Genomic DNA, 26,745 nt, shown 5'->3' with positions numbered 1-26,745 from the left:
AGCGCCCGAATTTGAATTCTTCTACATTTGGTATCCATCTTTCTGATTCATCTCAGCCACAATAATTTCGTGGAAATCATCCGATACCGCTTCGAGTAAGTCCTTAAAATTAGTCGCGCGATTAAATGCAAAAACAAAATTTAGAAGCCTTTTTGAGAACAACTCGGTATCCTCAGGCAAGCTGGCAATTTCGATGGATTTCTCTATATATTTATTAAGACTTACAGGATCAGGATTTAACTTATCCCAAAGACTTGTATCTAAATTTTCTTTGAGCAGACTAATAATTTTCTGTTGCCTATCATGGAAAGATAATGCCGTATCTTTTGCAATATCATCAATAGCGTGGATTAATTGTCTGGCTTTAATGATATCGGCATTATCTGTTTGATAATCTTTTTCTCCTTCAAAATCATATAATACATCATACTGATAAAGTATTCCGCTACCAAGCTTATCCTCATCCTCGATTTTTGAGTATTTCATCATGCGCTGTAAAAGATTTTCGTCCTTACTACCGAGACGACTCAGAAACCAGGAAAGGGGTTTCTCAGCCAAATAGAGTGGGTTCTTGCTGCCACTTTGCATTTCCCAGTTCAGAACCAGGAGTTTAATTTTTGCGAATGATTGGGTGACATCAGTTGGATTTTCCAGGTCTATTGCCTTAATGATTTTTTCGATATTTTCAAGCATCCATTCATTGCCGCCCGCCTCTTTAGGATACTTCCTGAGTTCCTCAATAATACGCAAAGCGATATCCCTGTTTTCTTTACGCTTTTCCGGATCGATTCTAATAACTTTCAGCTCATCCTTCATTGATGCTGCCGAGTGGGTTTCTGGAACCTTTAACATGGATGGCTTTTTAGGCACATTATTTGTTATAGGAGCAAGAAATTGATTCACTTCCGGCACCTTGGAAAGTGCATCAAGGTAATTTAGGAAAATGAAGGATGTAGCCAGATTATAAGGTGGATTACGGAATATTCCTATAATTTTCAATGTATCCTGATTATTCCTGTTTTCTGGCTTTTCCAGTTTGTTAAGGTCCAGAGCTTTCTTTAAATACCGGGCTAATCTGGGCGTAGAGGAATAAGCAGAGAATATACCCTTGCTTTTCAAAGCGTCCTTTAAAATCGATTCGATAGACTCCGGCGATGCGCTGTTTATTGTTTGGATGAGATTAATAGCTTCTTCTCCCTCCGCTTTTTGCTCCTCGGTAAGACTCTTAAAATAAGCAGTAAAATCACGTAAGGGCCTTCCCGCCAGTGCATCTCGAATAGTATCCCTGGTGAATCTATCCTCCATGATGAAAGAACTAGTTCCTGCTAGTTCTCTCTGCCAATCAGCCACAGCAAGATCACTGAGAAACCATGCCAATTGCTGGAGAACCAATTGCTTGGGTGTCTTAACCCCTTCCAGGATATCCCAATGCTCGATGAGATGTTTAATGCCTACAAACGTTCTTGATACTTGTACAGGATCTCCTTCAGGATCAATTTCTTTGACTATTTCAATAATATCTTTAATTAAATCCGATTTTTTCCCTGCCGGATTTTTAGTTAATTCACTATTTAAAACTTTTAATAAAAGCTCTTTATGAAGGAGTCTGTTTTCTCTATCTATTTTCAACTCAACAGGGGAAATTTGTGCTGAGGTATCCGCTTTTTTATTAGGAAATTTCTTTTGGTCTCTCAGCTTTGACTCTTCATTTCGTTGATTCTGATGAAGCGCATCGATTCTTTGCTTTAACTGGTCTTTAAAATAGTCTTTAGCTTCTTGAGTAATCTCGGTAAATTGAGCATCATTTTTAACCAGCTTTTCACAATCGGTTAAGCATTGGCTCAAACTGGCGGGATTTAATTTTGAAGCGATATTTAAGTGGCTTTGTGCCTCTTTTAATATTTCAGAAACGACTTTAATCTTTTCTTCTTCACTTAATCTTGAACCGTTTACAGTATGCAGAAATTCTATAATTACAATTCCTATTTTTTCTTCAATATTTACACGGGTAGGCATCTCATTACCATGCCAATTATAATAACTTCGTCCTTCAATCGCTTCACTCAAAACTTCCTCCACATTTTCGCTATTCACTTGAGGAAGATTCTTCAATTGTGATAATAGTGTTGCCCCACTGCGCTCCACTAACTGAGCCTGAACGATTTGTGTTGCAATTTTTTGTTGAATTGTTTCGATTATTTCCATTGGTTACCCCCAAATACAAATCTATTTTTAATTATAGTCTTCGGGTAACCTTTAAGAATCAGAGAGTCTTCATCAAACTGTGTCATATCTTGTCATCTCGAACGCAGTGAGAGAGCTCCGACTGCTGGCACAAACCAGGATTAGGGAGATCTCTCACTGCGTTCGAGATGACGGCGTGCCGGTGAGTTATGATAATCAGCTTTTAAAGATAACTTATTTAAGGTTAATATGTTTCGGTTGTTAAATGCATTAATAGTAAAAAAGGAGTTTGTTTTATGCTTCGTTCGTTCATGCCCGCTTTATTGGCCCTTGGATTATCAAGTCCTTCAGCTTTAGCTTCCCCCGATTCCATGATTATTCATAACACAACCAATCTGATATCCAATGCATTTGTGGATGAAATGCCTGGTCCAAGACCCACTCTACCGCATTCTACAAGTAAGGTCTCATGGTTCATCGTCCAGGGAGGTTGTCGGAAGCATAAAACAGAAGCTTGTCCTGCAGTGTTTAAAATGGCTATTGATAAATCCAAACCCATCGTAGTCGGTACTCTCTATATTGATATTATCACTGGAGTAATTACACCCGTACATTTGGAAGGCAATGGTTTTACAATAGATGTAGATGCTCCCGGAGAAATTACTATTTCTGAAGGTTAACACGCTAAGTTGCAGGGTTTATAATTAACGCCCTGCATTTTACAACCCAATTAGCTCATATATTGCACTTTAGGTATTGCCAGTTATCTGCTACTCATATACCTTTCCAGCTGACATTTTATCGAATCAATATTCCTGTTAAAGAATTAAATGACAAGAAAGATTATTCATATTGATATGGACTGTTTTTATGCGGCCATTGAAATGCGTGACTTCCCGGAACTGGCCAATAAACCGCTTGCAGTCGGAGGAGACGCCAGACATCGGGGAGTAATATCAACTTGTAATTACATTGCCCGCAAGTTTGGCGTGCGTTCGGCGATGCCAACAGCCCAGGCGCTTAAGCTATGCCCTCAATTGGTTCTTCAACCGGTGCGTATGGAAATTTATCACCAGGAAAGCCAGTATATTCGCGCCATATTTGCGGACTACACCAAACTTATTGAACCTTTATCGCTGGACGAAGCCTATCTGGATGTCACTGAATCCACTCAATGCCAGGGAAGTGCTACCTGGATCGCTCGGGAAATCCGGGCACGAATTTATGAGACAAGACAACTGACTGCCAGTGCCGGCATTGCCCCAAACAAAAGTCTGGCAAAAATAGCCAGTGACTGGAATAAACCGGATGGCCAAATGGTGATTCGGCCAGAGGATGTTTCCTCTTTTGTACTTAGTCTGCCAGTGCGCAGGCTCTTTGGAGTAGGTCCTAAAATGGAGGAACGGCTAAAAGCCCTCAACATCAATACTTGTGCTGATTTACAGCAATATTCTTCAGAATATCTGGCAATGAAATTTGGCGTAATGGGCCAAAGGCTTTATGACTTGTGCAGAGGCATTGATAATCGCCCGGTCAATCCCGAGCGCATTAGAAAATCCATCAGTGTCGAGGAAACCTATTCCAGGGATTTAGCGGATATCAGCGCCTGTCTTAATGAGTTACCTGCACTCATTGTGCGCCTTGAAGCCAGAATACAACGCAGTGGAGAACAATCCAACATTCACGGGCTGTTCGTAAAATTAAAATTCAGTGATTTTCAGCAAACTACTGTTGAACGTCTTGGTCAAAGAGTTGATGTTGACATATTGCATCAATTGATGGAGGAAGGATTTGCCAGAAAATATAAGCCTGTGCGCTTATTAGGGATAGGCGTTAAACTCAAGCAGGAAAAACCCAAGGGAAACGTCCAACTGCCTTTGTTTGGCTTATAGAATAAGGGACTTCACAATAGCTTTTTACTCCGTCAACGGTATAGAGAGAGTTACGGGAAACTAATATAGTTGTGCTACAATGTGTACATGTAAATACAAATTAGAGAATCTGATGGCCTCAACAACAATGACTATTCGACTGGAACCCGAAATGAAGGATCGTTTAGATAAGTTGGCTGAATTTACTCATCGCAGCAAATCTTTCTTAGCTTCCGAAGCAATAAATGAATATCTAAAGGCTCATGAATGGCAGCTTGTTGAAATAAAAAAAGGTATTGCAGAGGCAGATGAAGGCCAACTTATAGATCATGAAAGCATCCTTGATTTCTGGGAGAACAAGAAGAAGTGAGAATCAAATGGACTAAAGGTGCGCAAAGCAATTTAAACCAAATCGAAGACTATATCGCACAGAATAACCCCAAAGCAGCAGTTGATATCGTAATAAAAATCATTAAAACGGTTGGAATGCTTTCCGAGAACCCCACTATGGGTAGAACAGGTCGGATTTTCGATACACGCGAATTAATAATTAATGGAACTCCATTTATTGTTCCTTACAGAATTAACTCCGGGCAAATTGAAATACTAAGAGTATTACATGGCTCAATGAAATGGCCAGATTCTATCTAGCGTAACCTTGATGCAGCGCCGCATCAAGATTACATGGTTCATTATAGTTAGCAAAGTCGCCAGGCTGCTCTATTAAAAAATAATTGCCAATCCTTGCGCATCAAATAACTCAGGATTTTCTTTTTTAAATTCTTCAATCGAATGTTTAAGCGCAAGATTGGGTATCAATAATTCTTCAATGGTTTTGCCCTCAGGTATCGGTTTTCGACTTATTGGTGAGATACCATCTCGTTTTAAAGCATCCTTAATTGCTGACAATTCATAGGTTTGCCAATCCACAATAAATATGGTGGGTTCTTCCATGACGTCTTGTGTAATGGGACATTCAAAGGATTTGGGGATCGTTTTTTGAGTTCCCTGGGGTTTAGTGGCTGCTGCAAATATTCCTATTGTAGACGCTAAACTGGCATTATTATCTTTCAAACTATTCGCTAATGCCGTTTCCAAGTCTTTTTCATAATTACCCGTACTATAAACAGGACTGATTTTGGTAACATTGGAAGAAGTAGCCTGGCTCGAAGTTGTACTTTGATGCTCTGGTTTTAAAGTTGTTGAAAAAACACAATCAATTGCTTTCTTCAATTCATTTTTATTTACAAAGCTGTTTATACTCGTCTCTGCGATAAAAGCATTTTGTAGCATTGCATTTCATAGTCCACATTTTGATGATTAAAATACTTGTGTAGCCATAGATTTAATGGTTTCATGTCGTTGTATAAATATTCATAATTATCTTTTCCCTCACTCCAGCGGGTTGTAAAAATAGGTGCAGTAACTACTTGATCCACGTTATTAATTTTTTGAATTAAACTGAGCACATCATGATTTTTTAAATTTTTATCTAAAGTTTGTAGATGATTTGATTCAAAATAAAGACCAACTTCAGTGATTAGGTAGTCTCGTGATTTCTTTATATAAAATCCAGTTAATGAAACATGGATTTCCTTGGAAAATTGATTTGAAAAATGTCTGGATCGTCTGCAGTATTTATCAAAACAGGTTTTTTCTTCTGGATTCAATTTGCTTTGAAGCAATAACTCTTTAATGACAGACTCATCTACTTTAAAACGAGGTGTAGTATCGCTATTAAATAAAAGCGGTAATCCCAGCATCGCTCTAATCCCATCCTCAGCGCTTTCTTTAATTTCAGTTATTGAACCTTTTTTTATAAGTGATAGTAATTGCTCTTCTGAAAGTGGTATTTGGGGCCTTTTAAGTTCAAATGTTCGTGTGGGTTTCGAAGCCAATGGATCGGGCTGCACTATTGAAGCAAGCATTGAGGGAAAATCACTGATCAAAAAACCAGTTTTATTTGGCGAAGATTGGGGTGAGTCAGTTTCAATGCTCATTTCACATATGCTTGCATCTCTGTTTATCGGTGAGACGCCAAGAGAATCAGGAAACAGAGGACCTTGATAATTTCTCTTTTGCCAGGCATCAAAATAGTCTTGTAAATCCCCCAAAAAATTATAAAAACATTCATGAAAAGCAAAACTAAATCCATCTTGAACATCCAGTGAAAGTTTTTTTATAATCGTTAGTTCAGGTTCGTCCCCATAAATCAAGCTACAGCAATAACGATTCATTTCAAATAATAAGGCGTTATGAGCCGCCAAGTGCAGAATACCCGATATCTCAGCTGATTCTCGGGAGCAAATAAAGTTAATCGCCTCATCCTCTGTCAGAGGCTTCAGGTCAGGTAATTCACTGATTCGATTGCCTTCCTGACCTGTTGTACGATCGTAGATGTCCCCAAAGTGACTTAACAGATCCTCTCGATCCGGGGAGTTGCCAGCGCCTATCTGAGAAAATTTAGGAAAAACCCCATACAAAGTTTCAGAAGCGGTATGACGATAGCTAATTTTAATTGTTTTTACCCCCCTCTTTTTCGCTTCCTCTACTATGGATACTAAATCAGCACCAGTTTTCGTGCCATCTATATAATCTTCACAAAGAACATCATCTTCTTTAATTCGTTTAATCTCGATTTTTTGATTATATAAAGCAATGAGCTTAATAAGGGCATCATCATCCAAGTTAAATTTATAAGAATTAATCATAGTTGTGCTCCGTTTAAAGTAGATTATCAGCCGTAGGTTTGCTTTTGCTGATAAAGTGGTTACGCTTCATGCTGAGTAAAAAAATGATTGCTAAATGGTCCTTTTGTTTCTTTTGGAATTTGGCTCATTTATTTTCTAGTAGCAGCGATTTCGACAACATTGATTATAAAATCATCAGATCGGTCTTGAGTATCCGTAAAAATACGGTATAACGGTAGAAAATGATGTTCTGAAAATGAGGGGTAACTTTGATGATTAGCTTATTGAGGTGTACACATTAGCTGCAAAATCAGGAGCATAACCATCTCTTGGTATATTACATTATAGGGTAATTCATTCCACCCACTACATGGCTCGGCTTTCCAAGTCACGTACCGAGTTCAAATAGTTATGTTTCGCTTTTTACTTTGGAAAGGTATAGATTGTTAGCAATGAAGGACAAGAGGGGAAACCACTAACTCTGCTTCCATGCTCCGGATTTTTTTATAATCTGAAAAAATCAGTTGCCGGTCTCCGGCTAAAGCAACAATGCCAATACTGCTTAAGTAATCCACTGTATGAGGAACTCGGTCGCCATTTTTGAACCAAATGTATTCATCCAGTAATGTGGGTAATTGATAAATTCCAGCCATCGCCTCGACATTGGAAATTATCCCTGCTGCAGGTGATTTTAAAAAAACGGGTACTACTGATTTTTTAAATCGATATTCCTTGTTTAGCACATCCCCATCAACATAGATTTCAACTAGTTTGTCAGCCTGACTGCTGCCTGTGGCTTCACGGGCAAATCGAACAGTGGGCCCGCCACATATTCTGGCGCCAGACTCTATAAGTCGCGGACCATTTGAGGTGAGCATGATTTCAGTGTGCGCGGCCCCCCAGCGGACGCCTAAAGCATCCAAAACCCTTTGAGTATAGGAAAATAACTCTCGATGGCGCATATCACAATAAGGCAGGAATTCAACATAATCAAAAACCGTTTTACGGCCATGAAATGATGTTTTATTGTATTGAATTAAATGGGCCAGATAATGCTTTCCATTAGCGCTCACTGTTCCTACGGCAAACTCTGTACCCAAAGCCTGTTCCTGTACAACCACCGTCTCACTGTTTTTACCCGTTGTTTTAGATGGCTCATGCAGCACTTTATCAAAAGCCTTTTTCCAATCCTGATTTGCATTAATATGAAAAACATTATCGCTGCCCGCGGATACAGGCGGTTTGACTATTAAAGGAGAATTACTCAGTCCATTGTTCTTAATCCAGAAGGCCACTTCTTTTTTTGATGCAGTGTTAACTGTCTTAAGAAAAGGAATCCCTGCCTCTTGCAATGCTTGCTGCATGAAGGCCTTATGCGTTCGATGAAGTGATTTTCCGGGATCATTTGCGAGATGGGGAGTTAATGCTTCAGTCAGTTTTTCCGCAAGGGGCACGCCGCGTTCATCTCCTGGGATAATAGCAAGCGGATTGAATTTTTTGAGAATCTCTGCAAGATTAGGCTGATCAGGAATAATTTCAATAAAATCTGGGGTCTGTACTTCGAGACCAAATCCTATCTCTTCCAGAGTTTCGTAGGTAATTGCAATGGCGGGTATGCCTCTGGATTTAAAAGCCGGAGCCAAATCGATTCCCGACGATAAAGGGTCAACGATAACAACCGGTCTATTCATGTATTCTCTCCTGATGCATCCTTTCAACAAAGCTCAATTTTATCAGCAAAAGAAAATGTAAAAGCCATTTTATTTACACTTCTTTGCATTCAAGGGGATAGCCGTTTGACGGTGAATCCCTGAGGTTCTGAGTGATATTCCCATACATCCGACAGTTCATCAAGGCGATAGCTGTAAAATAGAAAGCGTTGCGGTTTAATTGCAATTCCATAATAGTCAGGAGAAAGAGGGAGCGGGTTCTGTCCTGCGGTCTCTTCAATCTGTTTTCGCTTGTTTTCCAGTATCTCCTTATTCTTTATGGGCAGACCGGATGTTGGGGCATAACTGCAAAAACGAATTTGCGCCCATTTTGGATAGGCATTCCAGTAACTGGCATTGTCTTCTCCTGATAAAAAACGCGCCTCGCCTTCGACGATCACTTCTCGTGCGTGGCGTTCAAACCAGAATGTGAGGGAAACACGAGCATTGTTTTGTATTTCCTGCACTTTTCTTGTGATTTTCTGCGTAAAGAAAAGCAGCTCTTCCCCGCAAATTTCGCGAATAGCAACCACACGGCCATGACCGGCGCCATTTAAACCCTGAGTGGATAAAACGGCATGCCGAGCATATTGCGCTCCGGCAGATGCTTCTTCGTCCAGCCATTTTTTTAATAAGTCCAAGGGTTGATGATCCGTCATTGGAATGTCTTTACTCACTCGAATTCTCTTTAAATAGCAAATTATTTCATTTTAACCCAAATTTAACCTGATGATTATATTTAAATATTAAGATTAAATTAAATCCACTTAGATCATTTTATTTACAAGTCAATTCCATTTGATTTACAATTGAACAGATTTTTCAGGAGGAGATAGGATATATGACGACATCAAATAAAACGCAATTCACAATAAACCCGGGCAGCGATTCAAGGCCCTTGCAAAATGCTTTATTGCAAATGAAGCTAATCACTTGCAAACAGATTAAAAGCGATCCTCAGCGAGATAAGCTATATTTTGAAACCTCTGATACTCAGCTCTATGTAGTATCTAAGGATAGTGATTCGTTTCTCTATTATCGCGGCATATTGTTAGCTGTTACATCGGGAAATGAAGCGACTCAAATCTACATTTCTGCTTTGCAAAAACTCTTCACAAATCAGATTAGCAGCAAACTAAAATCTAGCGCAGCCTATCTTGCCCAGAGCATGAATAGCTTTTTGAATGAAGCTTCCAGAGTAAGCAGTGGTTCCCACATCGGCAATAGGAGAAGCCTAACAGATAAGGAGCAGGAAGAACTGTCACCTTATCTATCCCAGATTCTGAAAGTTGAAGAAGCGCCGCAAAAAAACTTTTTCAAATTAATCAGAGAGCAGCGCATTCAAACACACCAAGGGTCTGAGCAATCGAGTTTCTCTAATCCTTTTTTGGAAAAAGTCTGCTATTTATTTTCCAAAGGAATTTCAGTAGATGAGTTTCTGTCTCTGGACGAGCAGGAACAAATAGGTTTTGCCTGTCAGGCAAAACAGGTTCTTGCTTTGAATAGTAATGGGTTAGAATTCAAAGAGATTATAAAAATGGGCGTTAAGGGCTTGCTCGAACTTAGAGAGAGTCTGGGCTCTGAAATTTATAGAGTAGGAACCGCGTCAATCCAGAATAAATGCATTCAGGGGAGGACTTCCTATTCCGATAATCACAACTCCCCTTCCCCATTTTAATGCTTGTTTATCAGGCTAATCCTCTGCTCAAGCGGGATTCACTCTCTTGCTACAATGAATGAATCCTGCCTGCATGTTACTGATCAATATGGAATTTCAAGTGTAAAAGAACTTCCTTGCCCGCTGCCTTTGGATTGTACTCGCAGTTCACCGCCAAGTTCACGTGCTAATAGAGCACAATTATGCAGTCCATAGCCATGTCCTTCTTTTTTAGTCGTAAATCCAAAAGAAAAGATTCGAGTTAAATCATCCTTCTGAATGCCTATACCATTGTCACGTATTGTAATGCAGACAAGAGATGGAGAAGTTGTTTCAACTTTGATAATCAGACGTTTTTCATGCTTCTCACCAAGTGTCAGGGCATCGATTGCGTTTTTGATTAGATTAATCATGATTTGCTGAATTTTGGTCCTTACCGAAATAATTGGGGAAATATTGCTATATTGACGTTCTACATTGATACTCGCTTTTCGCAATCGATTAGCATATAAGAGGAGAATATCCTCGATCAGTTCCTCAAGGTCTATCGTTTCCCTGATCTGGGAGCTTGCCTGACCGGAAGATTGCTGCATGTCAATCACCTGATTTACATGCGTGAGATTATTATTAAGCTGATTTAATTCCTCACTCATCTTCACCTTTTCATTTTCCAATTGCTCTATCAGTTTTTTAAAATAAGGTATAAACAGCTTGCCGCGCTCATCGTCCTTCAAATACACATCGAGATGCTCCTGATTTTCCTCCAGTATGGACAAAAGCTTGGGCAGCTGGACTACATAGCTCTGCTGAGCGGCCTCCGATAACATAGCTACAGAAGTATTAACACTATTCAGCACATTCCCTACATTATGCAGAATACTGGTGGCTATTTCCGCGACTCCTGCCGAGCGCGAGGTTTCAATCAAACGTGTTTTGGCGCGATCCAGCTTCATAACCATTTCATTTAAATGGCTCTGCAATTCACCGATTTCATCCCGAGTCAGAATAGGCAGCATTGGAGCTAAATGGTCATAATCAATTTTTCCTGCAAAATCACTTAATTTAATAATGGGTTTTGAAATAATATTTGCCAAAAATATACTCAATCCAAGCGTAATCAGGATAATGACCGCATTCAATATCAATAACAAATTGAATAAGGCAGTGGAAGCAGCAATGGTTTTCTCCCTTTCCTCCTCCAGAAGGGTGCTTTCCTGAACCAATACCATGTCAATAAATTCATTCAAGCTCTTTTCTTTTATTTCAAGAAATCCTTTCTTTACAGTAATCTCTGTTACGGGTCTCTTTCTTTCACCTGCTAAAAATAGATCCAGTGCTGCCAATACTAGCGTATCCCGCAGTTGATTAAGTTTTTTACCATTTTGATCTGCCGAAGCGGGTTCATATTTCTGATATATTTTTTGCTGATCTTCAAGCTCCCCCAAAATAGATAGAAATTCATCTTTGGTCATCGACAAATGCTCTCTATCTCTTTTGCTTAAACTTTGAGAAAATTTTTCGTCATAACTCATAAAAAAATGAATCTTCATAATTAAATTTTTCATAGTTAGCAAGGCCTCCAAACGAGGAACAGTTCGTTCGGTTATTACTAGAAAATTTTCTTTAACATCCAGATAACGCGCTAATAGAAACAGATTGACCGGTATAAATAAAAAGGCGACCAGCAGCATACTTAAGAGAATTTTGTGACGAATACTCATTTTATTCTCAGTGATTTGGATTGAGACTTAATAACAGCCTCCCCCACCTGCTGACCCATTAGAAAACCTTGCTGGGCATCAATTGGAAAATGGATCCCTCCCCAGACACGACTGGAACTGGCCTCATTCGCTTTTTTCCACCACTGCTGTTTATTCCCAGGAAAATAATAAGACAGAATCACTGCCGCTGTGGCTGAAATACCAGAGTGTCCCGCCGGATAACTGGGATGATTTGGAGTGGGCATTACTGTATTGATGGATGGATCAAGCATAAATGGCCGTCTTATCCAATAAGTATATTTGGTGTAAAATAAAGTGATTACTTGGTCAGCAATACCCATTGCCAATACTGAGCGAACCAGCAGCATTTTGGAGAATGAAACGTGCTCGCTTTCCATGTACTCATTGGCAAACTTTAACCAAATTCCAGGCGGCGTGATAGTGGAGGGATTTCCTGCCCAAAAAACGACAGCTTTCGTTTGCTCAGGGCTTATATTCTTTAAAGCCATTTCGGTCTGTTTTAACTGGCTCTGCCATTCCGTTGAATCAGGCTTTGGGGGAGATTTGGAAACATACTGACTGGGAGAGCTGATTACCCAGGTTTTCCAGGATCCTGTTTCCTGACCAAAATAAGGGGTAGTTCCTTTCCAAAAAAGGGGACCTCTTTTTTCCGCTGACAATTTCTCCATTTTACTGTCGAGATCCATGCGTTTGATTATTTTATTTACAACCAGTTCTGCAATTCTTTCTGAGTAGGGATCTGTCTTAATCAGAAATTGAATCGTTGAGCAGTCTTCTTTGAAAAACTGGCAAAGAACCCGGGCTGAAACCACATCAAGACTCCCCATAAACTCTTGCTTTGCGTTATAGGATAGAAACGCGGCATCGCGTTGGGCAGTATACATATAGGCATAAATTTTTGATGCCGGGGCATCCCCCAGTTTGTTCGACTTAATCAGGCCAAACATCAGCTTATCCCATTTATTTAGTGAAGCTTCTGTCATCGATTGAGTAGATTGAAGGGATTTTATAGAAGCGAGTTCTTTATCGGTATATTCAAAATAAGTGGGCAGCAATGTCGACTGGTTAGCACGATAAAAATAAACAATAGCTAACACAGTAACAAGCAAGAGAGTAATAATCAGTCCAATTTTTTTCATATTACTCCTTAATGTTATTTTCCTGGTTCAATATTTTCTCAATAGCTTCTGGATGCTCCAGTAAGTAGGTAAGTTCCTCTGCCGGTAAGGGTTTGCTAAAATAAAAGCCCTGAATCTGGTTACAGTGATGCTTTTTTAAAAACACGAGCTGCTTTTGTGTTTCGACTCCCTCGGCAAGCACTTCAAGATCCAGACTGCGCGCCATCGCAATGATTGCGTGGATAATGACTTCATCATTACGATTTAACTGGATATTATTAATAAATGAGCGATCTATTTTAAGCCTGTTTAGTGAGAGATTTCTTAAATGATGCAAATTGGCATAGCCTGTTCCGAAATCATCCAATGCAATCTCAATCCCCATCTCTTTTAATTCATTCATTTTGAGAATGATCATTTCATTGATTATCGAGCTTTCACTGAGTTCAAGCTCAAAATACTTAGGGGCCAGTTGAGTTTCCTGCAAAATGGTTCCTATTTTTTGTACAAAATCGAGCTGGCTTATTTGCTGTGAAGTAAGGTTAACTGCCATTCGGATCGGCGGCAAACCCATTGCCTGCCAGCGCTTGTTCTGCAGGCATGCCTCTCTTATCACCCAGTCACCGATAGGAATCATCAACCCGGTTCGCTCAGCCAGAGGAATAAAATCAATAGGCAGCAGCATGCCTTTCTGTGGATGAACCCAGCGAATTAATGCCTCCACTGCCTCCAGTTTATGATTTTCAATATGGAATTGCGGCTGATACCAGACTGTAAACTCCTTATTATTAACGGCCTGATAAAGATCCGATTCCAGTTCCAATTGCTCAAATACTTTATCATTCATCTCTTTTGAATAAAATTGATATTGGCCGCCACCCAGTTTTTTTGCGTGATACATTGCCGCATCCGCATTTCGCAGTAGTTCATCTGCCTCTTCTCCATCCCCTGGATAAGTGGCAATACCCATACTGCTGGAGATACTTAAACTGCGATTGGCAATAGTCATTGGTTCCTTGATAATCTGTAATATTTTTTGTGCCACGGTATGAATGTAATCAATCTGTTTGAGCTCGGTAACAACAATGACGAATTCATCTCCACCCAGACGAGATACTGTGTCAAAAGCACGAATTGTGGGGAGTAAACGCTTCGCAATATGGATTAATAACTCATCGCCGGCGGAATGTCCCAGGCTATCATTGATGAGCTTGAAACGATCCAGATCAAAAAAAAGAATGGCAAAACTTATCTTATGGCGTTTGTAGGCAGCAATGGCCTGTTGAACTCTGTCATGCAAAAGTGCCCGGTTAGCCAATCCTGTCAGCATATCATGCGTTGCCTGATATTTTAATTCCTCAGTGCGCTCTTCTACAGCCTGTTCCAGCGATTGTGTGTATGCTTTGGATTCGCCAATTAACTTCCATTTTCGAGTCAGCGCATAAGCTAATTGTCTGACGGCGATGTGATCGAAAGGTTTTTTCAGAATCAGGAACTTATCACTATGGCCTAACTCCTGAATTGTCTCTTCCCAGCTATAATCCGAAAATGCAGTACAAATAACGACATGAATGTCGGGATCAATTGCCCAAATATTTTTTACAGTTTCAATCCCGTCCCATCCTGGCGGCATGCGAATGTCAACAAAAGCAAGAGCAAAGGGTTTACCTTCGTTCAGGGCTTTTTCAATCAGCGCAGCGCCGTCCTGGCCCTGAGTGGCAGTATCGATTTTAAAACGCGGCAAAATCAACTCATTGGCATTGACATTTTCCATATCAAATAATTGAGCGCCAAGATCATCCAAATCATTTTTGGCGTTTTTTGTTAGGATTTTTAAAAAGTCTTTATGGATTTCAACATTATCATCAATGACAATGATACGAAAATCATAATTATTATTGTCCATGCTTTTACAGTGCCTTCCAGGATATATAAAGTATAGTAATTGTGCAGCATTCTTTTGTAATCAATCGCTTAATCCCTGGATGAAATATAACCCAGCAGCTTATGTATTTTTTTCTCTATTGGAATTTCAATCACTGTCACCCCTTTAAAAGCAAGCGCCTGCTGAAAGGCGGTTTTAATCTCATCGATATTGGCGGCAAAAGAGGCCTCTGCGCCATAGCCTTTTGCCAGAGAAACCAGATCAAGACCAGGAAGATCAAGACCTGGAACATTGGGTGTATTCTCAAGTAATGCGAAGGACTTCAGTATGGCATATTCTTCGTTTCTTAATGCCAGAATGATGAGATGAGTCTGATGCTGCACGCCCGTCCAGATTGCCTGGAGTGAATATTGAAATGAGCCGTCTCCAATAATCAGAATCACCGGCCGATTACGACCGCTTTTTTGCTCAGCAATAGCCAGCCCCACTGCTGCAGGCATATCCCAGCCCAATCCTCCCGAGCTCATAGTATAAAAAGAATGAGGTTTAACGACAGTGCCCAAACCTGATTCCTGCAGATCATGAGTATTTGAAGGCGATTCCTGTACGAGAACATACTCTTCAGGGGCAATACCTGACAGGATATCGAACACCTGCTTTGCAGTCAGCGGGTAAGCCGGTTGAACCGTGAGCTGACTTCGTTCCTGTTTACGATTAGTGGAAAAATTCTGGTCGTTACCACGCTCTTTTACCTCATCTGATAATCCTTTTAAAGCAAGCAGGCTATCACTCACCAGACAATCTCCCACTGGTGCCTTGGCAGCCTCATAAGGATCATCAGTCACCTGGATCAGTCTAGCCTCCTCGGGTAAATAGTCACCGGCTATCCAGGGATAGTAGCGGAAAACAGGAGCTCCTATAACAATAATTAAATCATGGCCTTTAAGCATTTGGCTGAGCAAGCCTTTTGCCGACGGCAATTCGCCCTGATACAAAAGATGATCTTCTGGAAAAGACACTAATTCGGAAAAAGGTCCTTTCCATACTGGACAGCCCAATTTTTCAGCAAGTAAAACCGCCTCTTTCCAGGCATTACTGCGAGCAACATCGGCGCCATAGATCAAAACAGGGTTTTGGCTTTCATTAATTTTCCGGGCAAATTCAGACAATCGCTCCGGATCTGGCCCTACTATTCGAGATGTTGAACGAAAAACATCCACTTCATCAATTTCCTCATCCCACAAATCAAGAGGAATTGACAGAAACACTGGCCCTTGCGGCGCCTGTATTGCCGTTGCATAAGCCCGCATAAAGGCCGCAGGAACATCCTCAGGCCGCATCACCTCATAACTCCATTTGACCCAGGGTTTAGGCAAAATCGTCGACTCCACATTGGTGAGAAACGGTTCCATTAACAGCATTTCACGGGTTTGTTGGCCAGCCGTTATAATCAGCGGTGTTTTATTCAGATAGGCTGTCAGGATACAGCCCATAGCATTCCCCATGCCTGCACCTGTATGCACATTCACGAGCACGGGCTTGCCAAGACCTTGCGCCAGACCGTCGGCAATACCTACAACGCTGGACTCCTGCAAAGCCAGAATAAAATTGAAGTCATCTGGAAAATTGGCTAAAAAGGTTTCTTCAGTAGAGCCTGGATTGGAAACAAAATTGCGCAGATCCAGTTTGCGCAGAAGATCAAATGTAGCGTCCCTAACCGTTGGCATAGGATTTCTTCCCTGAGTTATTTCTAATTAGTATAGATTAAACGCGGTATCAAAGAACTACAGGCAGCATTTACAGAATTAATTTAATAGAAGAGATAAACGAGGATTGCTGCTCATCAGTCGATGCTGGTTTGAAATGAACAGGACCTGAATAGCGCATCACTGCATCGTTCTGCTCTTGATCATCCCCCAGGATTGCATTGAGACGTCTGATTTCAGACTGAGAGATAACGATGACCCAATCCTGTTCGCCAGCCCTCACCTGCTTCAGAAAAAAGTCGTTGAATTTAATTGGCGATTTCTTCTCATCCAGGGAACAAAACTCCTGGCTATAGGGTCTGAGGCTGTATATTTTCATAAAAATCTCTTTATCAGAATTCAGACAGGCTATTTCTCCTATCATTAAAAACTCAATTTCTCCCTGCTCATCGGGCTCTATGCAACTTAGCTGATCTGAATTGCACAACAACTCCATCTCACTTTCATAGCAGTTTTTTTTATTAAAACAGTACTTAAATACGCCCTGCTTGATGGCTGCAATGACCAGTGATTGATTAAATACGGGGTAGTTTTCGATGATGATATCGTCTGAAAAGGGCTTAAGCCTTAAATCTCGCTTAGCTTTTATCAAACTTAACAAAGTATACAGTTTTGTCATGTATCACGTTTTAGCCTGGAAATTTCGGGAGCGTTCATTAAACTGTATCATTACTCACCGGCACGCCGTCATCTCGAACGCAGTGAGAGATCTCCTAAATCTGACATGGCATGACATAGTTTAATGAACGCTCCCGATATTTCCAGGCTACTCCCAAAATAATTGCTAAGGGTTAATAGTAACAACCGAAACTGTCTTTACCAATGAACAGGCAATGGCTGTAGGCGCTAATATCCCGCACATACGATGCTCCCTGATAATTCAGGACAATTTGTTTAGCTTGCAAATGAACCTCAGGTGTAAAGTAGGCTTCTTCGGCCTGACACTGTTTTTTAATCAGCTTCCAGTCACTATTCTTCAAGGGCTGGGAAGTAAGTTGGTGGTTTCGGCAAACCTTGAGATTCAGCTCCTGGAAACTGGGCGGACTAATGATAGCATCAAAATTGGCAGCAGCAGTCTTCACCGCATTGTCTGCATCCAGAATCCCATGCCCACAAGGCTTGGAACCTGTGCATGACTTATTGCTGTCTGATGTTTTGCCAAATGGATGAGTTGTGGCATACAAAATCTGCTCAACTTTTTCAGGTGTAATCTGACCCTCGCTAATTGCATACACAAGCCCGGCGACACCCGCGGCATGAGGGGCGGCCATACTGGTGCCCTGATAAAAATCATAGCCGCTATGCTGATAGCCGCCGCCGGGTTTTACCGTGGATAAAATGGCTCCGGATCTTCCATAACGTGCATCGCCACCAGGTGCTGCAAAACTCACCCCCGGGCCATAGTTGGAATAATAGGCCCGCAAACCTTCAGGTCCAGTGGAAGCGACTCTGATTGCTCCATTACAAACACCCGGGGCATTATAGTGCTCCCACTCATTGTCATTTCCTGCGGCAACAGTCACCACAGCACCCTGATGTCTGGCAAAAAACATTGCCTCCTGTAAGGCTTCATCGCAGTGATCGACTTCTTTTCCAGGGCGCTCGTCCACACCAAAACTCATATTCAGAACTTTCGCTGGCCAGGGATTATGAGGAACACCGGGTACATCGCCACCCACAGCCCAATAGATTGCGTTGATGACCTGGCTTTCATAAAACATCCCGGAATCATCTGGTATTTTTAAAGCCAGAATTTTAAGCTGCTCGCCCACTCCTAGCATGGTGTCGCTGACAGCCGCTATGGTGCCGGCGACATGGGTTCCGTGATAGGAACCGGTTTCATCAGCCAGATTTCGATTGTTACCCGCAAAATTCCAACCCCAGATATTACCCTTTCCATCTTTCAACAAGTTATTTAAAAGAGCTGGATGTGCCTCTACCCCGGTATCCAATACCGCCACCACAATCGGGGGAGAGCTTTCTCCACTCGTATACATCCATGCGCCATCTCGTTTGTCTGGACCGCTCTCAAGCATAATACCGCCAGGTGCGGTAAACTCATCCCACTGCAAGCTATGATTAAGTTCGATGTCTGCCAGACCATCAGGCAAAGGCAATGGTTTAAAATGCCCTACTCTATCTTTGACTACATACAGAATGCGGGGATCTTTTTTCAAGGCCTCAATAGCGTTTTGCAATTCTTTTTCCTCTGAAAGACCGGCTTTGGAATGCGCACTGTGCAAGCTTAAGGAATACGCCCCGCCAGCTATCGGCTTTAAGGAGTCAATTGTCCAGTCTTTGGAAGACTGCAAATGCTGTAAAAGCGAGCTGGAGGAAACTGGCTCTTTATATTTAATGATTAACTTCAAAGAATCATTTTGAGCAAAACTGGAAAACGATAGGATTGAACCCAGTAAGACGGATGGTAATCGCATGAATATGCCTCCCTGGCATGTCATTTTTATAAGGGAAGTATCATCGCATGATAACAGGCAGTCTGCCAAGACTACAATCCATTTGCAGGACGTTTAACATCTAAACTACCTGACCTGCAGCCCAACCCGATGACCAGGCCCACTGAAAGTTATACCCGCCCAGCCAACCGCTGACATCGAGCACTTCACCAATAAAAAAGAGCCCTGGTACTTTTTTAGCCTCGAAGGTCTGGGAAGAAATTTCATTGCAATCAACTCCGCCCAATGTCACCTCCGCCGTTCGATAGCCTTCTGTGGCATTGGGCTTGATCGACCATGCCTGCAGTCTTTCGGCAACCTGCTGTAATTGTTTATGATTGAATTGTTTAAGCGGCTTTTCCAATACTTCAGGCTCATAAAAAACATCCAGCACGCGCTTGGCCGTGAATCGGGATAATACGGTTTTTAAGAAAATATCCGGCGAACTATGACGGGCCTGTAATAGTTCTTCATACAAGTTAGTCTGGGGTAAAAACTGAATATTTACTTCTTGTCCAGGAAGCCAGTAGGAAGAAATTTGTAATATGGCAGGACCACTTAATCCCCGATGAGTAAACAAGACATTTTCCTGAAAAGAAATCCTGTTACAACTCACGGAACCTTCCACTGAAATTCCAGTCAATTCAGCCAGGCGCTCCTTATCCTTTTCATGCAGTGTGAACGGTACAAGCCCAGCTCTGGTCGGATAAACATTCAAGTCGAACTGAGCGGCTATCTGATAGCCAAATGGGCTGGCTCCCAGGGTGGGAATCGACAACCCCCCGCTGGCGATAACCAGCGAGTCACAATGATAAGTTCCCTGCCCGGACACGACCATAAAATGTTGGTCTTTTTTCACAATAGAAGTAATCGAATGATTCAATCTGATATCGACATTATTTTTGCGGCATTCTGCCAAAAGCATATCCACAATTAAATGAGACTTTTCTTCACAGAAAAGCTGACCCGCCGTTTTCTCATAAAAGGCAATTTTATGACGTTTGACCAGCTCAATAAAATCCCATTGCGTGTAACGCTTGAGTGCTGATTTACAAAAATGCGGGTTATGGGAGATATACTGCTCTGGGCTGGCATATAAATTGGTAAAATTACAACGGCCCCCTCCTGACATCAGGATTTTTTTACCGGGCTTATTACTTTTATCGAGAATCAGCACGCGGCGACCGCGGGCTGCTGCTTCAATAGCGCACATCATTCCTGCAGCGCCAGCGCCCACGACTATCACATCCACTTTATTGATCATATTTTTTGACAACAACTTAAGTTAAATTTAACGAAATCGGCCAGCCTAAGCAGTTCCTTTTGTAAAAAGCATCCACTTGTTCCTGGAATTTTCGAGAATCCTCACTATCCTCAATGTGAAATTCCATTGCCTGATCTTCATTGCCATAATCAATAATTTCAGGCATTTGCAAATCATCCCGGGAAAAATCATGGATCTTATCCCCCCATATTACATTTTCTCGGCAATCGTATTGCCCAGACAGGGGTCCCAAATGCAAACTACGGGCTTTAGTAAGTCCCATGACCTCTCTTGCCATCCACACTGACGGCAGCGGGAATGCGCCGGGTACTATCACTTGCCGCCATTTACCGCCAGGAGCAAAATAACCCCCTTTTAGCAAGCAGCCATAGAGATATTTTTTTTGGTTAGAAGGAAGCTGATCATAAAACACTGCAGCGACCTCCGGGAGTAATGAGAAGCATATTGAGCCTTTGTTCAGACCGGTTTCAGAATTCGCGGCCACAAAGAGTTCATCATTCGTGCGAAAACCGCCGTTCTCTATCATCTCGGCGGGGGAAGTAGTGCATAAGCGATAAACAATTCTTCCCGGTAAAAAACTGCCCTCCATAACACGAGGGAAGTTTTCGCGCATTTTATCAGCCGTTTTTTTATGATGCTCCACTAACTCAATCACTTTCAATGGATCAGGCCGTGCGCCAAAGGTTTTAAAATCGGAACGCAAACCTTCCGGCAGTGTTGAAAAAAACCGCTGCCCCGACCAGATTGTATTATTTTTGATAACAGTTGACAAAAAGCGCATTTCTACAACCCTACAGCAAATTTATCGCTTTGAACTATGGCAAAACGTTTTTTATTTTAACTAATTGATATAATTTAGCCATATAGGCTTCTGGTGTCTACTGTTTTTATGAATGACTGGATAACTTTACCGATTATATCATTATACTGCTGTTTTTTTTGAGAACAAAGCAGGCTAATTCCGCTATAATGGCATTATTTAATGTCTTAAAACATCATGGCTCAAAAAACAGGCAGTGCTAATTTACCTTTGCATTATGGCAGAGTACCTCAATGGTTAGCCGAACGTATGGCCAAATTGGGGGCCATCATGAGTCAGGCCATTATTCACCATTATGGGCGCGATGAGTTTTTGCGGCGCTTGGCGAATCCATTCTGGTTTCAATCCTTTGGTGCCGTGATGGGAATGGATTGGCATTCCTCAGGTATTACAACCAGTGTCCTCGGGGCGCTTAAAAGAGGATTAAATCCCTTGTCACGAGAACTGGGGATTCATGTGTGCGGAGGCCGTGGGAAATATTCGCGACAAACGCCGCAGGAACTTATAACCATTGGACATGAAGTTGGTTTTAATGGCCAGCAACTGGCGCAATCCAGCCGTCTGGTGGCTAAGGTGGATAGCGCTGCCATTCAGGATGGCTTTGATCTTTACTTACATGGTTTTATTGTAACGGACGATGGGAAATGGGCTGTTATTCAGCAGGGCATGAATACCAATAAAAAACAGGCGCGTCGATACCATTGGTTATCTGAGGGTCTGGAAAATTTTATCAATGCGCCTCATGCAGCGATTGAAGGGCGTCATCAAGGCAATATTATTAATCTGACCGATGAACGCGCTGAATTTTCCAGAAGCACACAACTGGATCTTTTAAAGACACTTTCACCCGAACGTATTCTGACAGAAGCTGAAAATTCTATACAAATTAGTTCGCAAATAGTTCCCAGCCATAGCAATCAACTTTTATTACCTCATCTGGATATGCCGCATCATCATGACGTCAGAGCTGAAAATATTTCTATGAAGCGTTTGCATGGCAATATAGCCGCAGCTATTGAACGTGGCCCCGAAGATTTTTCAGAGCTGCTCTTAACTCCTGGCGTAGGCGCCAGAACCGTATTAGCGCTTGCAATGGTCGCTGAGGTGATTCACGGTGCCCCCTGCCGATTTTCCGATCCGGCCCGTTTTTCACTGGCTCATGGGGGTAAAGACCGGCATCCCTTTCCTGTTCCTGTCAAGGTCTACGATGAAACAATCCGGGTTTTGAAAACGGCAGTACAAAAGGCAAGTCTTGGAGAAAGTGAAAAACTGGATGCGATTAAACGCCTCGATGAACAGGCTCGAAAACTGGAACATCACATCATCAGCGGCCCGGATTTCGAAGAGATTATTGCACATGAAAAAAGGGTGTCGTCTTTATATGGCGGCAGAAGTGTGTTTGGGGTTGAGAAGTAATCTGGGCACAATATAAGGCTGCATCATGTTAATAATACTGGGTGGTTTACCAGGTACAGGTAAAAGTACCATTGCCAGACAATTGGCCAAAACAATAAGAGCTGTTTATTTACGCATCGACAGTATTGAGCAGGCAATAAAAAATGCATCTCAGTTCGGTAGCCAGGGCGGGATAAATGTCATCGCTGAAGGCTATATGACTGCTTACGCCATAGCGAAAGATAATCTGGAAATTGGCTTAACGGTGGTTTGCGACTCTGTGAATCCTATTGAAATTACAAGGGCGGCCTACCGTCAAATTGCAAGAGAAATGAATAAGCCCTATCTTGAAATTGAAATTATCTGCTCGAATGAAACCATCCACAAAGAACGCGTTGAAACAAGAAAAACGGACATTCAGGGCTTAACACCACCCACCTGGCGGGAAGTTCTCGACAGAGATTATGAACACTGGGAAAACAAACAGCTAACCATTGATACTGCAACACAAACCGCTGAACAAGCCGTTGAGAAAATTATTGCCAAGCTCGACCAGAATAAGCTCTGCAGACAATGACAGTCATTGTTTAGACTATAATCTGATCAAATCACAACTGTGTAATATTTATGCACGTCACTGCTTCTGATTTTTCTCATTTACTGAAAGTGCTGACTGATATTGGAACTGCTCTTTCTGCTGAAAAAAATCATATTCTGCTGCTGGAATCGATTCTGATGAAAGCCCAGGAAATCACCAATGCCGATGGCGGAACTTTGTACACATGCACCGATGATCAAAAACTCAGATTTGAGATCCTGATTAATAAATCACTTAAACTTCATCTGGGTGGAACCAGTCAAAACCAGAATAAACTTGACGATCTGCCTTTATACAATGAGCAAGGCGAAGCCAATAATAATATGCTGGCTCCCTGGGCTGCCATTAGTAAAAAAACTATTCATATTGAAGACGCATACAAAAATACGCAGTTTAAGCTATCAGGAACCAAGCAATTCGACCAGCAAATGAATTATCATTCCCAATCATTTTTTGTAGTTCCAATGACCAATCATCTTAATGAGGTCATTGGGGTGCTTCAATTAATTAACGCCATTAATCCTGAAACAAAAAAAATCAGCGCCTTTTCAAAGTTAAATCAGCAAATGGTTGAATCTCTGGCCTCACAAGCCGCTATTACCATTACCAACCAAAGGTTGATTCAGGCACAAAAAGAGCTTTTTGATTCATTAATACAGCTGATTGCCAAAGCAATTGACGAAAAGTCACCTTATACAGGAGGTCATTGCCGGCGTGTGCCTGTCATTACCCGCATGATTGCTGAAGCCGCCTGTGAAATGGATTATGGTCCATTGAAACACTTCAGCATGACAGAAGAGGAAATGTACGAGCTGGAGGTCGCTGCCTGGCTTCATGATTGCGGTAAAATTTCAATCCCTGAAGCAGTGGTTGATAAAGCAACCAAACTTGAAACGATCATCGATGGGATTAAATTGATTAACACAAAATTTGAAGTATTGCAGCGTGATGCCATCATCGCTTCCTTGCAAGCCAAAATTAAGAAATTAACCGGAACAGAATTTGATTTATCTCAGGATAATCAATTGCAGGAACAACTGAGTATCTTACATCAGGAGCGCAATTTAATTAAAAAAATGAATCAGGGACAAGAGTTCACCCCGGATGAAGACATCGAGGCCATGAAGAAAATAGCTCAGCATCAATGGACTTCCTCACACGGACAGAAAGAGGATCTCCTTTCCGAAACTGAAAAGCAGATGCTGTCAATCCGCCGCGGCACTCTGTCTTCGCAAGAAAGAGAGATTATCAACAATCATGTCAAAGTCACTATTAAAATGCTGGAGTCTTTACCCTACCCTAAAAATCTGCAGAATGTTCCACTCTATGCAGGCGGACATCACGAAAAACTCGATGGCACCGGCTATCCTCGCGGATTAACCAAAGAACAGCTTCCTATACAAGCGCGTATTATTGCTCTCGCAGATATTTTTGAAGCGCTCACAGCAAGTGACAGGCCTTATAAAAAAGCAATCCCCTTGGAAAAAGCCTTGGAAATTCTCAACCAAATGAAAATTGAAGGGAAAATTGACGCGGATTTGATGGAAGTATTCCTGTCTAAAAAAATTTATGAGCGCTATGCCAGGCAATATCTGTAGTCCCCTGTGAATCCTCTCGCCCCTCAGGGGAGAGAGTTAGAGAGAGGGGGTTTAAATCAACCCTCACCCTAGCCCTCACTGCCATTAAGTTAAGGAAATTTTGTTTTTCCCGCGAAGGCGGGAATCCATTCCTCAATTGGCATTATAGCGAGCTTAGAGATGGATCCCCGCCTTCGCGGGAACGACACGATAATAGACCTGTTTGAGCAATTGTTAAGTCATCCGCTGACTATATAAAAAATGGGGGAAACCCTCAGTTCGCGGGGAGGACAGTTTATATACAACTGGGCTTAACTTAATGACCCTCGCCCTCCCCCAACTTGGGAGAGGGATTTCTGTCAATTATCCTGCCAGCTTGCAATGCGTTTCATTAAAAGACCGCAACCGTACAAAACAGCCCCTGTTAAAATAAGGCATAAAATGCGAACTACTGTGGGCGTCGATGCCGTGTCGTATAAGAGTGCTTTTCCAGCGGCAACACTTAAAATTAACAAAGCCGATTTAGCCATTGTTTTATCCTGACGAAAATAGGCATAAGCAATAACGCACACAGCATATAATAGCCAGGAAGCCGATACGGCCAATGAGCTGACCTCGTGGAAGAACTGGTATAAGGCGCTGACTCCAAGTAGATGCGCAGCAACTAACAAGCTAAGCCCATATTCTTTTTTATGAATCAAACTGCTGCGATGTCGGGTGATTAATAACCATAAACTTGCAAATGACGCAAAGGAAACCAGCACCCATGAGTAAGTGCTGTTATTTAACAGATGCATCAGCATACTGCAATATTCAATAACCAAAATTAAAAAAATGGCAAGTGATGGAAGATAAAAAGCCCCATCCCGCTGTTGGCCCAATAGCCTGACCGGAAGAAAGGCGATTCCTACTATAATCGCCACGAAAAGCCAGGGTTTGAACGCATCGGGCAACAGTTCAAGATAAAATGAATGGAAAAAAACGATGGTGGAAAATGCTAAAACTAAAGCTCTTGAACTGATAGCCCTATCTGGAAACCACTGCCTGGCAGAAAGATAAAGACTGCAGAGAATCGCAGAAAATCCTATAGAAACCCAGGGAGCCAGGCCCGGATAAGCTCTGTCGATATAAAAATACTCCATGGAATAAAATATCAGCAGAACAGGAAAAAATGCCCAGGACTCTAGTTCTGTCAACGGTTCGGCGCCGTATTTGGAGTAAAGATACGTTCCAATCGCGAAAACCAGAAAATGCAGAGCCAGGAAGATGGCGATAGTACTATCCATTTCCAAGCCAAGACCAGTTAGCCCAGTGACCAAAATGGATAAATAGGCTGCAATTACTATCAGAATTCGGGACTCCACCCAAATGGATATAGTCGCATAAGTCAGTGAACAAATTAAGAAATAATATAATGAAAACAGAGTGTTAGCATTAATGTTTAAAACAACCGGCGCTAAATAGGAGCCTATTGCAGCAATAATAGAGTAGATATCATGTCTGAATCTTAAATAAAGCGTAATACAAAGAATGGAGATTAAACTGGTTAATACAATCGCAGTTTCAAATGAAATTAGAAAATAAAGACGATGCGCGGCAAAATTGCTTAGATATAAAACAATAATTCCCGCCGCCGGAAGCAGACTGGCATAGTATTTATCAATAGCAATAAACACAAAACCAGAGCCAATCAGAAGTGCGCCGAATAAAAAAGCCAGGCCGATTTGGCGCTCTGGCGTTAACCAGCCAGATTCAATGGAGAGTTTGATGATAAAGCCTGCAGCGAGGACAAAACAGAGTGTTGCCACTAATCCAAGCCAATTTCCTTGCTTAGGCGGCTTGGAAGGCTCATTTGTTCTCTGCTCACTGGTAACCGTTTCGCCAGAAACCTCTTCGGAAGCGGGCAGATGGAGAAGAGTCTCTATTTGCCCCAGTCTTTTTTCAATCAGCAGCAGTCGTTGCTCCAACAGACTAAAATCCATTTAACTCTCCGTA

The 26,745-nt window shown here is 41.7% G+C and carries 22 protein-coding genes; 8 read left to right on the top strand and 14 right to left on the bottom strand.

Features of this window, described 5'->3' with window-relative positions; translation table 11 throughout:
* Window positions 1-21: 21 nt before the first annotated feature.
* Window positions 22-2,205 (bottom strand): hypothetical protein, encoded by a 2,184-nt coding sequence (locus E1O89_RS01040; protein ID WP_133138542.1) that lies wholly within the window; start codon window positions 2,203-2,205, stop codon window positions 22-24.
* 275 nt (window positions 2,206-2,480) lie between these two features.
* On the opposite strand from E1O89_RS01040, the gene E1O89_RS01035 reads away from it, so the two are divergent.
* From E1O89_RS01035 to E1O89_RS01020, 4 genes are all read left to right on the top strand, one after another.
* Window positions 2,481-2,864: a hypothetical protein gene (locus E1O89_RS01035; protein WP_133138541.1), complete on the top strand. Its 384-nt coding sequence runs from the start codon at window positions 2,481-2,483 to the stop codon at window positions 2,862-2,864.
* A gap of 150 nt (window positions 2,865-3,014) precedes the next feature.
* Window positions 3,015-4,076, top strand: coding sequence for a DNA polymerase IV (gene dinB, locus E1O89_RS01030; RefSeq protein ID WP_133138540.1), 1,062 nt, complete (start codon window positions 3,015-3,017; stop codon window positions 4,074-4,076).
* Window positions 4,077-4,155: 79 nt separating this feature from the next.
* Window positions 4,156-4,425, top strand: a complete 270-nt coding sequence (locus tag E1O89_RS01025; protein WP_316043234.1) for a CopG family ribbon-helix-helix protein — start codon at window positions 4,156-4,158, stop codon at window positions 4,423-4,425.
* The gene (locus E1O89_RS01020) at window positions 4,422-4,706 is read left to right on the top strand and encodes a type II toxin-antitoxin system RelE/ParE family toxin (protein WP_133138538.1); all 285 of its coding nucleotides are present in this window, start codon (window positions 4,422-4,424) and stop codon (window positions 4,704-4,706) included. The genes E1O89_RS01025 and E1O89_RS01020 overlap by 4 nt, the downstream gene beginning before the upstream one ends.
* 72 nt (window positions 4,707-4,778) lie before the next feature.
* Here the strand turns inward: E1O89_RS01020 and E1O89_RS01015 are convergent, their stop codons facing one another.
* The 4 genes from E1O89_RS01015 to E1O89_RS01000 all read right to left on the bottom strand — a co-directional run bounded on the left by E1O89_RS01015 (window position 4,779) and on the right by E1O89_RS01000 (window position 9,131).
* Window positions 4,779-5,348 (bottom strand): U-box domain-containing protein, encoded by a 570-nt coding sequence (locus E1O89_RS01015; protein ID WP_133138537.1) that lies wholly within the window; start codon window positions 5,346-5,348, stop codon window positions 4,779-4,781.
* Complete coding sequence (locus tag E1O89_RS01010; RefSeq protein ID WP_133138536.1) at window positions 5,312-6,766, bottom strand: hypothetical protein; 1,455 nt, start codon at window positions 6,764-6,766, stop codon at window positions 5,312-5,314. The genes E1O89_RS01015 and E1O89_RS01010 overlap by 37 nt, the downstream gene beginning before the upstream one ends.
* Window positions 6,767-7,191: 425 nt before the next feature.
* The gene (locus E1O89_RS01005; protein WP_133138535.1) at window positions 7,192-8,436 is read right to left on the bottom strand and encodes an ATP-grasp domain-containing protein; all 1,245 of its coding nucleotides are present in this window, start codon (window positions 8,434-8,436) and stop codon (window positions 7,192-7,194) included.
* An 89-nt stretch (window positions 8,437-8,525) separates the two neighbouring features.
* Window positions 8,526-9,131, bottom strand: coding sequence for a pyridoxamine 5'-phosphate oxidase family protein (locus tag E1O89_RS01000; RefSeq protein WP_316043233.1), 606 nt, complete (start codon window positions 9,129-9,131; stop codon window positions 8,526-8,528).
* Window positions 9,132-9,295: 164 nt separating this feature from the next.
* Between E1O89_RS01000 and E1O89_RS00995 the strand changes: the two genes are divergently transcribed.
* Window positions 9,296-10,132, top strand: a complete 837-nt coding sequence (locus E1O89_RS00995; protein WP_133138534.1) for a hypothetical protein — start codon at window positions 9,296-9,298, stop codon at window positions 10,130-10,132.
* A gap of 83 nt (window positions 10,133-10,215) precedes the next feature.
* On the opposite strand, the gene E1O89_RS00990 is transcribed toward E1O89_RS00995, so the two are convergent.
* The 8 genes from E1O89_RS00990 to E1O89_RS00955 all read right to left on the bottom strand — a co-directional run bounded on the left by E1O89_RS00990 (window position 10,216) and on the right by E1O89_RS00955 (window position 21,141).
* Complete coding sequence (locus tag E1O89_RS00990; RefSeq protein ID WP_133138533.1) at window positions 10,216-11,832, bottom strand: sensor histidine kinase; 1,617 nt, start codon at window positions 11,830-11,832, stop codon at window positions 10,216-10,218.
* A complete protein-coding gene (locus E1O89_RS00985) occupies window positions 11,829-12,992 on the bottom strand; it encodes a vanadium-dependent haloperoxidase (RefSeq protein ID WP_133138532.1) in 1,164 nt (387 codons plus the stop codon). Before E1O89_RS00985 ends, E1O89_RS00990 begins: the two co-directional genes overlap by 4 nt.
* Window position 12,993: 1 nt before the next feature.
* Window positions 12,994-14,877, bottom strand: a complete 1,884-nt coding sequence (locus tag E1O89_RS00980) for an EAL domain-containing protein (protein ID WP_133138531.1) — start codon at window positions 14,875-14,877, stop codon at window positions 12,994-12,996.
* Window positions 14,878-14,945: 68 nt separating this feature from the next.
* Complete coding sequence (gene mdlC, locus E1O89_RS00975) at window positions 14,946-16,583, bottom strand: benzoylformate decarboxylase (protein ID WP_133138530.1); 1,638 nt, start codon at window positions 16,581-16,583, stop codon at window positions 14,946-14,948.
* 70 nt (window positions 16,584-16,653) lie between these two features.
* Window positions 16,654-17,241, bottom strand: coding sequence for a hypothetical protein (locus E1O89_RS00970; RefSeq protein WP_133138529.1), 588 nt, complete (start codon window positions 17,239-17,241; stop codon window positions 16,654-16,656).
* 172 nt (window positions 17,242-17,413) lie between these two features.
* Window positions 17,414-19,057 carry a S8 family peptidase gene (locus E1O89_RS00965; RefSeq protein WP_133138528.1) on the bottom strand — a complete coding sequence of 548 codons (1,644 nt, stop codon included), beginning with the start codon at window positions 19,055-19,057 and terminating at the stop codon, window positions 17,414-17,416.
* A 100-nt stretch (window positions 19,058-19,157) separates the two neighbouring features.
* Entirely contained in the window at window positions 19,158-20,336 is a 1,179-nt protein-coding gene (locus E1O89_RS00960; protein WP_133138743.1) for an NAD(P)/FAD-dependent oxidoreductase, read from the bottom strand.
* Between the two features lie 19 nt (window positions 20,337-20,355).
* Window positions 20,356-21,141 carry a hypothetical protein gene (locus E1O89_RS00955; RefSeq protein WP_133138527.1) on the bottom strand — a complete coding sequence of 262 codons (786 nt, stop codon included), beginning with the start codon at window positions 21,139-21,141 and terminating at the stop codon, window positions 20,356-20,358.
* Between the two features lie 216 nt (window positions 21,142-21,357).
* Between E1O89_RS00955 and E1O89_RS00950 the strand changes: the two genes are divergently transcribed.
* Genes E1O89_RS00950 through E1O89_RS00940 form a run of 3 tightly spaced genes read left to right on the top strand, consistent with a single transcriptional unit; the run spans window position 21,358 to window position 24,771 of the window.
* Complete coding sequence (locus tag E1O89_RS00950; protein WP_133138526.1) at window positions 21,358-22,596, top strand: DUF763 domain-containing protein; 1,239 nt, start codon at window positions 21,358-21,360, stop codon at window positions 22,594-22,596.
* Window positions 22,597-22,621: 25 nt separating this feature from the next.
* Window positions 22,622-23,152: an AAA family ATPase gene (locus tag E1O89_RS00945; RefSeq protein ID WP_133138525.1), complete on the top strand. Its 531-nt coding sequence runs from the start codon at window positions 22,622-22,624 to the stop codon at window positions 23,150-23,152.
* Window positions 23,153-23,202: 50 nt separating this feature from the next.
* Window positions 23,203-24,771, top strand: a complete 1,569-nt coding sequence (locus tag E1O89_RS00940; protein WP_133138524.1) for an HD family phosphohydrolase — start codon at window positions 23,203-23,205, stop codon at window positions 24,769-24,771.
* Window positions 24,772-25,109: 338 nt separating this feature from the next.
* Here E1O89_RS00940 and E1O89_RS00935 read toward each other — a convergent pair whose 3' ends face one another.
* Window positions 25,110-26,732 carry a DUF2339 domain-containing protein gene (locus E1O89_RS00935; RefSeq protein ID WP_133138523.1) on the bottom strand — a complete coding sequence of 541 codons (1,623 nt, stop codon included), beginning with the start codon at window positions 26,730-26,732 and terminating at the stop codon, window positions 25,110-25,112.
* Window positions 26,733-26,745 lie beyond the last annotated feature (13 nt).

It is taken from the genome of Legionella genomosp. 1 (assembly GCF_900640215.1).
In the GTDB taxonomy this organism is placed as follows: Bacteria; Pseudomonadota; Gammaproteobacteria; order Legionellales; family Legionellaceae; genus Legionella_C; species Legionella_C quinlivanii_A.
Note: the sequence above shows the minus strand (reverse complement) of the source record. Positions and strands in the feature narration are given on the sequence as shown.

Coding starts and splice junctions, on each gene's coding strand:
- E1O89_RS01015 (WP_133138537.1), bottom strand. CDS start 5,348: ATGCTACAAAATGCTTTTATCGCAGAGACGAGTATAAACAGCTTTGTA.
- E1O89_RS00990 (WP_133138533.1), bottom strand. CDS start 11,832: ATGAGTATTCGTCACAAAATTCTCTTAAGTATGCTGCTGGTCGCCTTT.
- dinB (WP_133138540.1), top strand. CDS start 3,015: ATGACAAGAAAGATTATTCATATTGATATGGACTGTTTTTATGCGGCC.
- E1O89_RS00980 (WP_133138531.1), bottom strand. CDS start 14,877: ATGGACAATAATAATTATGATTTTCGTATCATTGTCATTGATGATAAT.
- E1O89_RS01010 (WP_133138536.1), bottom strand. CDS start 6,766: ATGATTAATTCTTATAAATTTAACTTGGATGATGATGCCCTTATTAAG.
- E1O89_RS01025 (WP_316043234.1), top strand. CDS start 4,156: ATGTGTACATGTAAATACAAATTAGAGAATCTGATGGCCTCAACAACA.
- mdlC (WP_133138530.1), bottom strand. CDS start 16,583: ATGCCAACGGTTAGGGACGCTACATTTGATCTTCTGCGCAAACTGGAT.
- E1O89_RS00940 (WP_133138524.1), top strand. CDS start 23,203: ATGCACGTCACTGCTTCTGATTTTTCTCATTTACTGAAAGTGCTGACT.
- E1O89_RS01040 (WP_133138542.1), bottom strand. CDS start 2,205: ATGGAAATAATCGAAACAATTCAACAAAAAATTGCAACACAAATCGTT.
- E1O89_RS01035 (WP_133138541.1), top strand. CDS start 2,481: ATGCTTCGTTCGTTCATGCCCGCTTTATTGGCCCTTGGATTATCAAGT.
- E1O89_RS00965 (WP_133138528.1), bottom strand. CDS start 19,057: ATGCGATTACCATCCGTCTTACTGGGTTCAATCCTATCGTTTTCCAGT.
- E1O89_RS00985 (WP_133138532.1), bottom strand. CDS start 12,992: ATGAAAAAAATTGGACTGATTATTACTCTCTTGCTTGTTACTGTGTTA.
- E1O89_RS00950 (WP_133138526.1), top strand. CDS start 21,358: ATGGCTCAAAAAACAGGCAGTGCTAATTTACCTTTGCATTATGGCAGA.
- E1O89_RS00995 (WP_133138534.1), top strand. CDS start 9,296: ATGACGACATCAAATAAAACGCAATTCACAATAAACCCGGGCAGCGAT.
- E1O89_RS00945 (WP_133138525.1), top strand. CDS start 22,622: ATGTTAATAATACTGGGTGGTTTACCAGGTACAGGTAAAAGTACCATT.
- E1O89_RS00935 (WP_133138523.1), bottom strand. CDS start 26,732: ATGGATTTTAGTCTGTTGGAGCAACGACTGCTGCTGATTGAAAAAAGA.
- E1O89_RS00955 (WP_133138527.1), bottom strand. CDS start 21,141: ATGCGCTTTTTGTCAACTGTTATCAAAAATAATACAATCTGGTCGGGG.
- E1O89_RS00970 (WP_133138529.1), bottom strand. CDS start 17,241: ATGACAAAACTGTATACTTTGTTAAGTTTGATAAAAGCTAAGCGAGAT.
- E1O89_RS01005 (WP_133138535.1), bottom strand. CDS start 8,436: ATGAATAGACCGGTTGTTATCGTTGACCCTTTATCGTCGGGAATCGAT.